The sequence below is a fragment of the Adlercreutzia sp. CNCM I-6207 genome, assembly GCF_977072305.1.
This window is the reverse complement of the sequence record NZ_CDRVLZ010000008.1, coordinates 21,370-34,028: the sequence shown is the minus strand read 5'-3', so window position 1 is coordinate 34,028 and position 12,659 is coordinate 21,370. Positions and strand designations below refer to the sequence as shown.

Below are 12,659 nucleotides of genomic sequence, written 5' to 3'. Positions count from 1 at the left end.
ATGATTCGCTCGTTATGGAATCTTTGCAGCGAGACATATCGGATGAGAGGGACGCGCGTCGGCCCGATGGGCGCGACGAGCTCGACAAGTCAAACAGCCCGGCCACCCGCCCTAAGCGAAATCGACGCGATAAGCGCGACAACGGCATCGATATGCTCAACGGCCCCTTGCCGGGCAAGATTCTGCGGTTCGCCATTCCCCTGGCGCTGAGCAGCATCCTCCAGCAGTTGCTGAACTCGGCGGATGCCTCCATTGCCGGACAGTTCGTCAGCAGCTTCTCGCTCGCGGGCATCGGCGGCGTGAACCCGGTGACGGCTATGTTCGTGAACCTGTTCGTGGGGCTCTCCATCGGCGCCAACGTGGTGGTGGCCATGCATGTGGGTGCCGGCGAGTTCCACAGCATCAAGAAGAGCGTCCACACGGCCATGGCGCTCTCACTCATCGCCGGGGTGGTCCTGGGCGGGGCGGGGCTCGCCCTGGCCCCCTGGGTGCTAGATGCCATCGGCATGCCCGAAGACTCCCTCGCCGACGCGCTCACCTATGTGCGGCTTTACTTCTGCGCCATCCCGTTTCTCACCATCTACAACTTCGGGTCGGCGCTACTGCGGGCCCACGGCGATGCGAAACGGCCGCTGTACGCCCTCGCTGCCGCCGTCGTGGTGAACTTCGTCCTCGACCTCGCCTTCGTGCGCCTGTTCGGCTGGGGCACCGCCGGCATCGGCATCGCCACCGTCATCGCCGCTGCCCTGAGCGCCGTCATCGTGGTGGCGTTCCTTATGCGCGAGGAAGGCCCCTTCCGCCTGCACCTGCGCGAGCTGCGCATCTGCGGCCCCGAGCTGGCCGGCATCCTGCGCATCGGCATTCCCGCCGGCATTCAGGGCGCCGTGTTCTCGCTTTCCAACACCGTCGTTCAGGCGACCATTAACGGCTTCGGCTCGGCGGCCATCGCGGGCTCGGCGGCCACGTTGAACTTCGAGTACTACACCTACTTCTTTGTGAACGCCTTCGGTCAGACCGCCGTCACCTTTACCGGCCAGAACTTCGCCGCGAAGAACGCCGACCGCTGCCGGGCCATCTTCCGCTGGTGCGTACTGTTCGGGTTCACCTCGTCGCTTATTTTGGGCGTGACGTTCACGGCGTTGGGCACCCGGGCGCTAGGGCTGTTCACCACAGACGCGGCCGCCCTCAGCTTCGGTCTCGTGCGACTGTGGTTCGTGGAGCTGCCTGACTGCCTGACCACCTTCTACGAAGTGCCCGCCGGCGCCATGCGGGGCATGGGCTGGTCCACCCTGCCGGCGGTCATCACCATCCTCGGTTCCTGCGTGCTGCGCGTGGCGCTGGTGACCTGGGTGTTCCCGCTTTCGGGCACCTGGGACACCCTTATGGTGATTTATCCGGTCACCTGGTCGTTCATGATCGTGGCCATGCTCGTCTCCTATTTCATCGTGCGCCGCCGCTGCTACCGGTCTATTGAGCCTGCGGCTGCGTAGGACGGCGTGCCCCATTGGATCCGTAGCGGCGTGGGACGGTCGCGCCCCATCGAACCCGCAGCGGCGTAGGTCGGCATAGGTCGACGGTTTCCCGTATAATGGGCTCAACGCCGAACCCTCAGCCCCAACGTCCCGCGTCCCAAGTCGCGGCGCCCCATGCTCCGAAAGGCGGTGAACCTCGTGACCCTTGCCCATTACGTGCTCATGAACAAAAACACGCCCGTGTTGTCGTTCGACTACGACCTGGGTGACCACAAGGCCGTGCGCATCCGCGAGGTGTTCGCCCCCGAGGCGGCGCCGTTCGGGTTCGTCGATCGCCGGGGCGACATTTCCAAGGCCGAGTTGAACTACTGGTGGCGCCACCGCGCCATCCCTGCTTCCCGTGCGCATGTCAAACGTCTTCTGGAGAACCTGCAGCTGGAAAGCACGCTGGTGCTCGCCGAGAAGAGCTTCGGGCTGTCGCTTTCCGACCGCTACTGGCTGAACGACGAGGACGATCCCGCCTCGTGGGACGCCGTCAACTTCTTCGACAACGACTTCTCTGATGACCTGGGATTTCTCACCTTGGGCCAGGACTTAGCGGGGTCTTCCCCCGATGCGCCGGACTACCGCACGGTAAGCCTGTCCTCCCCCAACAGCACCTTGGGAGGCGACCTTCTGAAGAAGTGGAAGATCGTAAACGGCGAGCGCGTGCTGCTGAAGTCAGGAGTGGGCTTCGTGAATCAGGAGCCCTACAACGAGGTGGCCGCTACGGCGTTGCACCGTCGGTTGATGGAACCCGGCGAGTTCACTCCCTATACGCTGTTCGAGGACGGACGCCGGGTGTACTCTGCCTGCCCGAACCTGCTGGGGCCCGACGAGGAACTGGTGGCCGCCTGGGACGTCATCCGCAACGTGAAACAGCCGAACAACTTGTCCGATCTGCGCTTCTACGTGAAGCACCTGGAGGATCTGGGGCTTGACGCCGACGCCACCATGACCTCGCTGGCCAAGATGTTCGCCGGCGACTTCGTGCTGGCCAACCGCGACCGTCACTACCGCAACTTCGGCATCATCCGCAACGTGGAGACGCTTGAGGTGACGGGCATCGCGCCGGTGTTCGACTCCGGATCGTGCTTGTGGTCCGACGCGGAGTTCCTGGAAGTGCCCGGCGATTTCCTGTATATGGCCAAGCCCTTCAAAATGAACGGCATGAAGCCGGTCGACCAGCTGCGCCTGTTCGACGGCTATTTCGACTGGTTCGACCCGGTCATGCTGGACGGCTACCCCGAGGAAGTGGGCGCGATCCTCTCCCAGAATCCCAATATTCCCGAGCGACGCGTGGCCACTATCGTCGACGCTGTCCGCAGCAAGGTGGATCTGCTCACTCGCATCGCGCGATAGCGTCTCTTCCCTACCGCGTCGCCTTCAGACGGCTGAGCACCTTGCGAGCCTCATTCAGGTTCGCCTCGATATCGGCGCCCACCACGTCCAAGTTTTCGGCGGCGGCGAAGCGCGTCTCGGGAATGCCGAACATGCTGGCGATGCCGCAGAGGTACTCGTAGCCGTAGTTCATGGCGCTCACCTGACCGCCGCCCGTGGTGATGTAGGTGAGGTGCTTGGCGCGGCACAACCCCTCGCAGCGTCCCTCCTCCGTGTAGTGGAAGGTCATGCCCATAACGGCCGCGTGCTCGATGTATATCTTCAGCGCTGCCGGGAACGACAGATCCCAGTAGGGAGCGCCGATGACGATCTCATCCGCCTCGGCGAAGTCCTTGCCAATGTCGAACATGGGGTCGTCGAACAGGCCCTTGGCCTCCAACTGGGCGCGATAGGCCGCCGAGTCGCCGTAGTAGGGCTCGAGGCGCATCTCGGACAGGTTCACTTCCTTCACGTCCTCGATACCTTCCAGATACTCGCGGCACAGCGTAAGCGTGCGCGACTCGTCTCCGCGCAGGCAGGCATTCACGAACAGCACGGTCATGGCGTTCCTCCTTTTCCCATTGAACGACGCCATTGTACCGCGAGCCGCCACTCACCTCGCGCCACCTTCAGCCACGAATCGACATCCGCAGCGTCAGACACCCTCATTCGGATGCCTCAGGAGACGTTCGCAGGGCATCCGCGCAAAAACAATCGGCAAATCTGGCAAGTTTTCGGCGGTTTTCGACATCAGGGGACGCAGCAAGGGATACGCATTATGGCCTGCACTACGTTTTCCCAGGTCGGAAACATACCTGGAGGAAGACCTCGCAGCTACTTGAACCTCCGGGGTGCGAAATACGTCGAACAACGCCGAAAACTTGCCAGATTGGCACCCTGCGACTCGCGCGCACTACAGGCAAAGTCGAATCAACCCTCGGGAAGCGCCCCTGCTTCGTAACGAGGCAGGGGCGCTTTGCTTACAGGAGACGCGCCAGGTGCCGACGATGGGCATGGCGCACGATAATCGCAGGTGAGCTTACTGTGTCCTGCTCATTATCTACCATGCCCCAAGGAGGCGTTCTCATGAAGATAGCCATCAAGCGCGTGTACGAACCTTACGAAGAAAGCGACGGGTACCGGGTGCTCGTCGATCGGCTGTGGCCCCGCGGCCTCACCAAGGCCCGGGTACATTACGACGAATGGGCGAAGTTCCTTGCGCCCTCGACGGAATTGCGGAAGGCTTTCGGGCACGACCCGGCCCATTGGGCCACCTTCCAAGAAAAGTACGTGGCGGAGCTGAACGCGAACCCCGAGGCGCTAAAGTTCGCGAAGAAGCTGGCCAGCCCCGAAATGGCCAAATACCCACGCGTCACCCTGATATACGCCGCTCGCGACGAGAAGGAGAACGAGGCCGTCGTCCTTCAGAAGTGGCTCCCCGAGCACGAATAGCAAAAGCACCCCCTTTATCTTGCGTCTGCTTCGCACCCCTCCGTAAGGGCAGATCTTGGTCTGCCCTCATGTCCCGGCAAAGGAAGATTGCGCTGGTTGAGAGGGGCGACCAAGGTCGCCCCCTACGGGACAACGGCACAAGGGGACAGGCGATTTACTCCCGAATGGGCAGGTTGGTCACTTCCGCCTCCAGGGGCAGGGGCACGTCGTCGGCTTCGGCCTCGGCGGCGAGGCCTCCGTCCCAGGCGTCGAAGTCGGCCTTGCCCGGCAGGATGATGTTCAGCACGATGCCCACCACCGAACCCACGGCCAAGCCCGAGAGCGCCACCGTCACGCCGCCCACCTCGAAAGTGATAGCACCAGCGGCGCTGTAGGCGATGCCGAGCGAGAGCACCAAGATGAGCGCCGTGATCAGCACGTTGCGGCTCAGCATGAAGTCCACGTGGTTCTCCACGAGGTTGCGGATGCCCACCGCCGAGATCATGCCGTACAGCACCAGCGACACGCCGCCGATCACGCACGCCGGCATGCAGGAGATGACCGCCGCGAACTTCGGGCAGAACGACAGCAAAATGGCGAACCCAGCGGCGATGCGCACCACGCGCGGGTCGAAGACACGGGTGAGGGCGAGCACGCCGGTGTTCTCGCCGTAGGTGGTGTTAGCCGGCGCGCCGAACAGCGACGCCACGATAGTGGCCAGGCCGTCGCCGAGCAGCGTGCGGTGCAGCCCCGGCTCGGCGATGAAATTGCGATTGCAGGTAGAGCTGATGGCCGACATGTCGCCGATGTGCTCGATGATGGTGGCGAAGGCCAAGGGCATGATGGTGATGATGGCCGTGATGGCAAGCCCCGCGTCGAAGCTGGGGCCGAACAGTGCGAACACCGTGTTGTCCCACAGCACCGGCAAACCGATCCAAGGCGCCTCGACCACCGGCGTAAAATCGACGATGCCCCCGATGGCCGCGGCCAGATAGGAGCCCACAACACCGAGAAGGATGGGAATGATGCGGATCATGCCGCGGCCCCAGATGTTGCTAATGACGATAATGATGATAGCCACGAGCGCGATAGGCCAGTTCGTCTCGCAGTTGGCAATGGCCGAGCTTGCCAGAATAAGCCCGATGCAGATGACGATGGGGCCCGTGACCACCGGCGGAAAGAACCGCATGATGCGCTGCGGACCGAACGCCTTGAACAGCGCCGACACCACCAAGTACAAAAGCCCCGCGCAGGCCACGCCCAGGCAAGCATAGGGTAGAAGGTGCGCTTCCCCGTTGGGCGCGATGGCCGCGTACCCCGCAATGAACGCAAACGACGATCCGAGGAACGCCGGCACTTTCCCCTTCGCAAGGAAATGGAACAGCAGCGTGCCCAAGCCCGCGAACAGCAACGTGGCCGAAACCGAGAGCCCGGTAAGCGTCGGCACCAAGATGGTGGCGCCGAACATGGCGAACATGTGCTGGATGCCGAAGACGGTCATCTTCGGCGCACCCAATGTACGGGCATCGTAGACGGCATCGGACGCATCGGGGGCGCCCATGGTGGGCACGGTCTTGGGATCGCTCACGGAAACCTCGAATCATCGCGGGAATCGGTCGCCGCCCATTATGGCACGGCTTCCGTTGCCACTGGGTTTCGCGCCCGCGAAGGGGCCAAGCGCCCCGCAAACCGCCCGGCGCTCTCATGTTAAGAGCCGCCTCTTTCGTTGAAATGAGCAAAACCGGGCACTTCTCGTAATTTCTCGCGGGCCTTCCCGTCTCTTCCCAAGCGTTTCCCCAGGTGGTATCTGCATAATTCCCAGCTTTTCGCTCGAAAGACTACGAGAAGTACCCTATTTTGCACAAAGGGCCGCCCCGAGATAGGAGGGGCGGCCCCAATCGTCAGCTCCGGAAACGAAGGTTAAGGCAGACGTTTCGGAGGAAGTGAAATGGCGACCATCGCGCACTGGCCGCATCGACCCGACCAGCCACGGCGAGCACAAAGGTGGCTAGTCGAACTGACGCAGGGCTCGGCCGAGACGCGCGAGGCCCTCGCGCAGCACCGGTTCGGGCGCGCAGTAGCCCAGACGCGCGCCGCCGGGGAGCTCGAAGCGGTTGCCGGGCACGAGCAGCACGCCCTCTTCCTTCAGCAGCTTGATGCAGAACTCCTCGTCGTCCATGGGAATATCCCACTGGATGTAGGCCACTGACACGCCCTTGGGCGCCTGCCAGGTCACACGCGGCTCGCTGTCGATCCACTCCTGGGCGATGGCCATATTACGGAACACGATCTCACGGTTGCGCTCGAGCACGGCCTCGCGATTCTGCAGAATGTAGGTGGCCAGCGCGTCGTTGAACTCGCCGCAGCAGGACAGCATCGCTGCCGCCGTGCTGACCAGCAGTGGGGCGGCCGACGCGAGCTACCTCCTCGCACGGTCGGTGGTCACCATTCTCATCGGCGGCGCGTGTCTCACCTTCTTCTTGTTGCTCATCTGCGATTTCGTTGGCGAACGCAATCGAGCGGCGCTCACCATTGCGCCGAGCACCGTGAAGGTGTACGTGCACCGCCTGCTGCAGAAGACGGAGTGCGAGAACCGCCAGGCCCTCATACAGGATTTCTGGAAGAGCGCCTAGGGAATCAGATCGTAGGGCATCTCCCGTTTCACCAGGTAGAAAACGAACAGGATAACCGCCATCCACGGAACCCAGAGAAAGGCGAGCGCCAGCGTCGCCGAACGGGCTGCGTAGAACAGCACACGGTAGCCCGTCGTGCGGGGATGCGTCTCGAAGGTCATGCGCACGAACGAGCCTCCCGGAGTGGACCCGTCGTGAAGCCAGGGGATAACGACCTCTACTACGGCGAGAGCAATCAGGGCCACACCATCTATGAGGATGGCACCTGTCTGACCGGCGGTCATGCCCGGCAGGGCAAACGGCTCAAGACCGGCCACCTCGAATCCCACGGCCACCACGCCGTAGGGCACCACGGCCACCAGCCACACGATGACTAAATCGATCCACAGCGCCACGCAGCGACGCACGAATCCGGGCTGATCAGTCGGCTCCTCGCTCGCCAGCTTTCCCGGCGGCACCACTCGCCCGAGCAGCCATGCGCACGCCCAGCCGAGAGCGGCGCCCAACGTGTTGGTGATCACGTCATCCACATCACAGCAGCGGTAGGCGTACGGGTAGATGCCGAACAAGCCCGTGAGCTGGGCCGTCTCGATGAGCAGGGAAGCAGTCATACCCAGCAGCACCGAAGGCAGAAACTTCAGCCGAAGAAGACGGCCGGCGATAAAGCCCAGCGGCATGAAGAACGCCACGTTGAAGGCGAGTTGGAACACCGCCTTCAAACCGTCTTTCGCAATGTCATTCGCGAAGTTCATCGGGTTGAAGTTGGGGGCGACGCCGTAGGTGATGCCCAAGCCCGCGTCGCCCGAGGGCAGCGGGTACAGCGTGAAGCAGCCGAGACCACAGACATAGAGCACCGTAAGGTAGGCCCCCACAAACGTGCCGAAGCGCAGCCGCCCGTCGCGATGGTAGAGATAGGCCAAAATAGGAAGCGTGAGCAAGAACGAGAGCGCCGGCCACAGCACCAGCGCCGCCGCGAAGTTTTCGCTGTAGTTCCCCAGAAAGTGTTTTACTGCGCCCATCTTCGTCATCCTCAATTTGCTCGTCTGCCGTCTCCGTGTGTCCGCAATGCCAGCATAGGGGACAGACGAAGGCGATGCAGCAAAGGTGACAGCAAAGTAAGCGAAGTGAATGGGAGCCGTAAGCCACGCGGAACGCGTTGGCAAAGGAGCTTGGCGGCTCGCGCATTTGGCGATTTGGCGGCTCGCGCATTTGGCGATTTGGCGTCTCGCGCGACCGTCGCCGCAACATCCGTTACGCCGTCCGCACCCTCGGATCGATTTGCTCCCGGGCAAGGGTGGTGCTATGCTTGGGACTTTCTCCGAACAGATTAAACCCACCGCAGAGGAGAGAGCCATGAACATCACCGTGTACTGCGGGTCGAACTTCGGCGACAATCCGCATTTCGAAGAAGCCGCCCGCAACCTGGGCGCCTGGATCGCCCGCGCGGGGCACGCCCTTGTGTACGGCGGCAGCTCGGTCGGGCTCATGGGAGCCGTGTCGCGCGCCGCTATCGAGGGCGGGGCGCCCGTCATCGGCGTGGAACCCGCTTTCTTCATCGAGGCCGGCGTCGCCCAGCACGACCTGACCGAGCTTATCGTGTGCGACACCATGGGCGAGCGCAAGGCGAAGATGATCGAGCTGGGCGACGCGTTCGTGGCGCTGCCGGGAGGCGTGGGCACGCTCGAGGAAATCTCGGAAATATTCACCCGCGTGCGCCTAGATATGGGGCCGCACGAGTGCTTCCTATTGAATATCGACGGGTTCTACGACCCGCTTCGCTCGTTTCTGGAATCGATGGTCGAGCACCGCTTTTTCGACCAGTGCGACCTGGATCGCTGCCACTTCCCGCGCTCCGTGGAAGAGCTGGCACGCCTTCTGAGCACGGCGGACACGCGTCGCACCATCCGCTGCGACGGCCCGTTGCTGCAGAAAGCCGGGTAAAGCCTCACGAGGGGATGTCCGGTGTTCCGACCGAGCGAGTTCCGCAGCGACCGAAACAGCCCAGTGGGCTGTTTCGCAAAGCGAGGACTGCCTGAGCGAATCGGAATACCGGGCAGCCCCGCCCGCAGAGAGACTCACTAGCCGATGACCGTCAGCAGATATTGGGCCTTCCCCGCCTCTTTCACCTGGTACAGCGTGCTATCAGCCGCTGCGTAGAGCACATCGAAGGGCATAGGCGGCGTAAGGCAGCAGGCCGCGCCCACGCTGATGGTGGGCGCCGCGTGATAGGCCGTATCGGTCACCTCGTCGGTAGCGCGCTGACCGGCAAAGGGCCCGCGGGCCAAATGCTCCAGCACGCGATCGGCGGCAGGGCCCGAGCCCAGTCCCGGAGCGAAGATGAGGAACTCGTCGCCGCCGATGCGGGCCACGATGTCCTCCTTGCGCATGACCTGGGACAGGAAGATGGCCAGCCTCTTCAAAACGTAATCGCCCTCGGGGTGCCCGTAGGAATCGTTCACAGCCTTGAAATCGTCCACATCGACCACGATAAGCGTGCAAGGACGGCTCTCGGTACGCAACGCCGTCTCGATGCGGTCGAGGGCGGCAGCGCGATTGTAAAGCCCCGTGAGGCTGTCGCGCTCGGCCTTGCGCCGGAACTGGCTCTCGCGCATGGCCGCCTCACTCGTGTCCAGCAGACGCCCCACGTGGCGCACCGGACCACCCTCCTCATCGTAAAGGACGACCGACTGATAGCGGTACCACACCGGATCCCCATCGGCGCCCGACGTCGAGGTCTCGAAATCGACAAGCGAGTTCTCGCCGATCTGCGCCATGAGCGGTGTGAGGTCATGAGACGTGATGGTCAGCTCGCACGGCTTCTGGCAGCGTCGGCTCACCACAAAATCCTTCTGCTCGGGAGGCCGGCCGAAACGGCCCTCGAAATCGCCGTACACATGGGCCGCGCCCGTACCGCACTCGATATCGAAGAGCACGTCGTTCGAGAGCGCCGTGATGATCTCCAGCCGCTCGTTCGCCCGCCGCAGCTCTTCCTTCTCGCGCACGCGCTCGGTCGCGTCCATAAGCGTCGCGTAGAACCAGCGCGCGCCGGAGGCGTCTTCCACCAAATGGCCCCAGTCGTCCACCCAACGCACCTCGCCGTCGGCGCGAATGATGCGATAGCGCACGTAATCGCTGTCACCGTGCTCCATTTGCTCGCTGATGGACGCGCTCACCCATTCCCAATCGTCGGGATGCACGATGCCTTTGAACGTGTTGCCTGTAAGCGCGCGGAACTGCTCGGCGTCCGAGCAGCCGAAGAGACGCACGAGCCCCGAGCTCGCCCGATCGATCACACCGGCGCTCTCCGCTTTGTAACGAAACATGCCTCCGGGGAATTTGTCGAGAAACTCTTGCGGAAGCTCAACGGACGCTGTCTTAGCCTCGGCCGTCTGAGCGCAAGCCGGCGCGGCCGAAGTCGGCACGGCGGCCGTTTTCGTATCAAGCTCCTCCGTCTTGTGAAAGAGGCGGCTCAAAGACACCATAGAACCTTCCTTTTCCTCAGCCCCTCATGCGTCCGAAGCGACGGCCCGTGACGCCGTCCGCGCGAGACGAGCCCTATGATAGCACTCCGCCCCTTGTCAGCCCTCCCGAAACCGACTGGAGGGAGTACCGTTTTGTCAACAATTTCCCAACCTGCGCCGCGCGGGCCGAAAGGACCGACGCACTTCAGGATGCGCCACGGCCGCACAGCCGGCCGAAACGCCGCGTACGCCTCGTTCCTTTGCCGCCGCCCGCACGCTCAGCTTGCCTTGATGCGCTTCAGAAACTGCTCGAAGTCGGACTCGTTCTGATCGGCGTAGGCCAGCGCGAACGACGCCATGGACGTATCGAACTTGTCGGACGTTCCCAGGTAAGAGGCCATGGCCACGCGGTCTCCCGTGCGGGCATGGGCGCGGGCGAGAACCCAGGCGCACAGCTGGCTGTAAATCTCCAGCTCATCGGCGCTGGCGTGGTCCAAGTCGACTGACATCTTCCAATTCCACAATTGCCGCACGTAATAGTCACGCCGGCGCCCGCGCTCGTCCCGGGCGTGGGTCCAGCCGAGCAGCACCCCGCTCGTCGTCTGCATGAGGCGCTGCCCCGCCACCACGCGCTCACCGTGGGAAAGATAGGGACTCCGCCCGCAGAACCGCTCGAGCACCGATGCGTTCGCCTCCTTTATTTGGAGCACCAGCGGGTCGGCCATCTGGTTGCCCGAGAACGCCGCCACCCAGCAGCGGGTGCCCACGCTGCCCACACCCACCACCTTCTGCGCCGCGCCGATGAGCCGGTAGTTCTTCAGCAGTTCCTGGTAGGGCGGCCTCACCGTTGCGCGGTAGTCGTCGAGCATGCGCGCCAGGCTGCGCTGGACGCGCCGCTGGTTGTCCAGGGAGAGAAAATGGCTGAGCGGCACGATATCCGGCGGATCGTAGACCATCTGGGGTTGGCCGTCTTCCATGCGCACCAGCTTTTCGAACGCCCGCTCGTTGGTCTTGGAGAAGGCCCGTTCCAAATCGTCGGCCACCTGACGCCGATCGGCTTTGGACACCTTGTCGGCCAGGCCCTGGAGCACCTCGGCCACATCGAGGTAGGCTCGCCACACGTCGAAGGATCCCAGCGTGGCGAAGTATGCCAGGGACTCCCGGTAGCTCTGGGCCGCCAGACGCACGGCCTCGCGGCACCATTTGTCGCCGAAGCCGCGCGTGCGTCCGCAAATGGCGACGCTGGCCACCAGGCGCTCCACATCCCATTCCCAATGACCGCGGGCGGTCTCGTCGAAATCGTTCAAATCGAACACGAGGTGCGACTCTGGAGAGCGGTACCCGCCGAAGTTCGCGATATGGGCATCGCCGCACGCCTGCACCAAAAGCCCCGTGGTGGGCAGGGTGGACAGGTCGGCGGCCATGGGAAGGGCCGCGCCGCGGAAGAAGGCAAACGGCGAGGCTGCCATGCGGCGGTGGCGCTCGGGCACGAGGAAAGACAGCCGATCGGCATCCTGCTGGAAAATGAGATCGACCGCCTCGCTGCGGCCAGGGCGTACCTCCCACTTCCCCAGATTGCTGCGAGGCAGCTTTTGCCGACAGGCCTGCCCCTTTTGCTGGGACGCCTCGAAATCCGGTCCTCGAACGGGCACTTCCTGGGTCTTCGCCTGGCGTCCCGCCACCTTATGCACGAGCGAGGAGCCCGTCGCGCGGCTCGCCAGCCCTTGCCCGGTAAGCGACTTGTGGAGCGCCTCTGCCTTCTTGCCCATCAGGCTCCTCCCCCTTCGCGGCCGCCCTTAGCCAGAAGATCCTCGATGCGCTGGGCGGGTACCGCGCCGACGATGTCGTCTACGGGCACCCCGTCGCGAAAGAGCACGAGGGTGGGCACGCTTACCACTTTGAAGGCCCAGGCGATGTCGGGAAAGTCCGCCGCGTTCAGCTTCGCGAAGCGCGTCTCGGGATGGCGCGCGGCCACGGCTTCCAGCACGGGCTCCATGGCTCGACACGGACCGCAACCTGGGCTCCAGAAATCAACCAGCACCGTTCCTTCCGCATTGGTCACCCGCGCATCGAAATTCTCTTTCGTCAGTTCCACCATGCCGCGCCCCTTTCGTATCTTGCATCAAGCCCAGTATAGCGAGCGAGGATGCCATCGCATGAATCCCCCACGCATCGTAGTCGGATTGACAAGCATAAAATGCTCTCTTACACTGGGCGCCACAGGAATCGACCAAGGCAAGGTG

General features: G+C 63.4%; 12 protein-coding genes. 5 read left to right on the top strand and 7 right to left on the bottom strand.

All coding sequences use genetic code 11. From position 1 onward, the window contains the following. Positions 1-14 precede the first annotated feature (14 nt). Together ACW4QM_RS05590 and ACW4QM_RS05585 are read left to right on the top strand one after the other, a co-directional pair. A complete protein-coding gene (locus ACW4QM_RS05590) occupies positions 15-1,490 on the top strand; it encodes an MATE family efflux transporter (RefSeq protein ID WP_231699531.1) in 1,476 nt (491 codons plus the stop codon). A gap of 180 nt (positions 1,491-1,670) precedes the next feature. Continuing rightward, complete coding sequence (locus tag ACW4QM_RS05585) at positions 1,671-2,873, top strand: excisionase (protein ID WP_157012466.1); 1,203 nt, start codon at positions 1,671-1,673, stop codon at positions 2,871-2,873. Positions 2,874-2,883: 10 nt separating this feature from the next. Here ACW4QM_RS05585 and ACW4QM_RS05580 read toward each other — a convergent pair whose 3' ends face one another. Continuing rightward, complete coding sequence (locus ACW4QM_RS05580) at positions 2,884-3,453, bottom strand: NAD(P)H-dependent oxidoreductase (RefSeq protein ID WP_114548548.1); 570 nt, start codon at positions 3,451-3,453, stop codon at positions 2,884-2,886. A gap of 524 nt (positions 3,454-3,977) precedes the next feature. Between ACW4QM_RS05580 and ACW4QM_RS05575 the strand changes: the two genes are divergently transcribed. Continuing rightward, positions 3,978-4,343, top strand: coding sequence for a DUF488 domain-containing protein (locus ACW4QM_RS05575; protein WP_270356921.1), 366 nt, complete (start codon positions 3,978-3,980; stop codon positions 4,341-4,343). 154 nt (positions 4,344-4,497) lie between these two features. Here the strand turns inward: ACW4QM_RS05575 and ACW4QM_RS05570 are convergent, their stop codons facing one another. Then, the gene (locus ACW4QM_RS05570; RefSeq protein WP_370798571.1) at positions 4,498-5,883 is read right to left on the bottom strand and encodes a uracil-xanthine permease family protein; all 1,386 of its coding nucleotides are present in this window, start codon (positions 5,881-5,883) and stop codon (positions 4,498-4,500) included. A 447-nt stretch (positions 5,884-6,330) separates the two neighbouring features. Beyond that, positions 6,331-6,699: a PLP-dependent aminotransferase family protein gene (locus ACW4QM_RS05565; RefSeq protein ID WP_206604136.1), complete on the bottom strand. Its 369-nt coding sequence runs from the start codon at positions 6,697-6,699 to the stop codon at positions 6,331-6,333. A gap of 10 nt (positions 6,700-6,709) precedes the next feature. On the opposite strand from ACW4QM_RS05565, the gene ACW4QM_RS05560 reads away from it, so the two are divergent. Further along, a complete protein-coding gene (locus ACW4QM_RS05560) occupies positions 6,710-6,955 on the top strand; it encodes a hypothetical protein (RefSeq protein ID WP_455798256.1) in 246 nt (81 codons plus the stop codon). On the opposite strand, the gene ACW4QM_RS05555 is transcribed toward ACW4QM_RS05560, so the two are convergent. After that, positions 6,952-7,974, bottom strand: coding sequence for a VanZ family protein (locus tag ACW4QM_RS05555; protein WP_114548544.1), 1,023 nt, complete (start codon positions 7,972-7,974; stop codon positions 6,952-6,954). The genes ACW4QM_RS05560 and ACW4QM_RS05555 overlap by 4 nt on opposite strands. Before the next feature lie 334 nt (positions 7,975-8,308). Between ACW4QM_RS05555 and ACW4QM_RS05550 the strand changes: the two genes are divergently transcribed. Beyond that, positions 8,309-8,896 (top strand): LOG family protein, encoded by a 588-nt coding sequence (locus ACW4QM_RS05550; RefSeq protein WP_181815518.1) that lies wholly within the window; start codon positions 8,309-8,311, stop codon positions 8,894-8,896. Positions 8,897-9,033: 137 nt separating this feature from the next. Here the strand turns inward: ACW4QM_RS05550 and ACW4QM_RS05545 are convergent, their stop codons facing one another. The 3 genes from ACW4QM_RS05545 to ACW4QM_RS05535 form a co-directional block, all read right to left on the bottom strand. Further along, positions 9,034-10,437, bottom strand: a complete 1,404-nt coding sequence (locus ACW4QM_RS05545) for a GGDEF domain-containing protein (protein ID WP_114548542.1) — start codon at positions 10,435-10,437, stop codon at positions 9,034-9,036. Between the two features lie 257 nt (positions 10,438-10,694). Next, the gene (locus ACW4QM_RS05540) at positions 10,695-12,185 is read right to left on the bottom strand and encodes a DUF2252 domain-containing protein (RefSeq protein ID WP_455798255.1); all 1,491 of its coding nucleotides are present in this window, start codon (positions 12,183-12,185) and stop codon (positions 10,695-10,697) included. Continuing rightward, positions 12,185-12,514: a thioredoxin family protein gene (locus ACW4QM_RS05535; RefSeq protein ID WP_302568548.1), complete on the bottom strand. Its 330-nt coding sequence runs from the start codon at positions 12,512-12,514 to the stop codon at positions 12,185-12,187. The genes ACW4QM_RS05540 and ACW4QM_RS05535 overlap by 1 nt, the downstream gene beginning before the upstream one ends. Between the last annotated feature and the right edge of the window lie 145 nt (positions 12,515-12,659).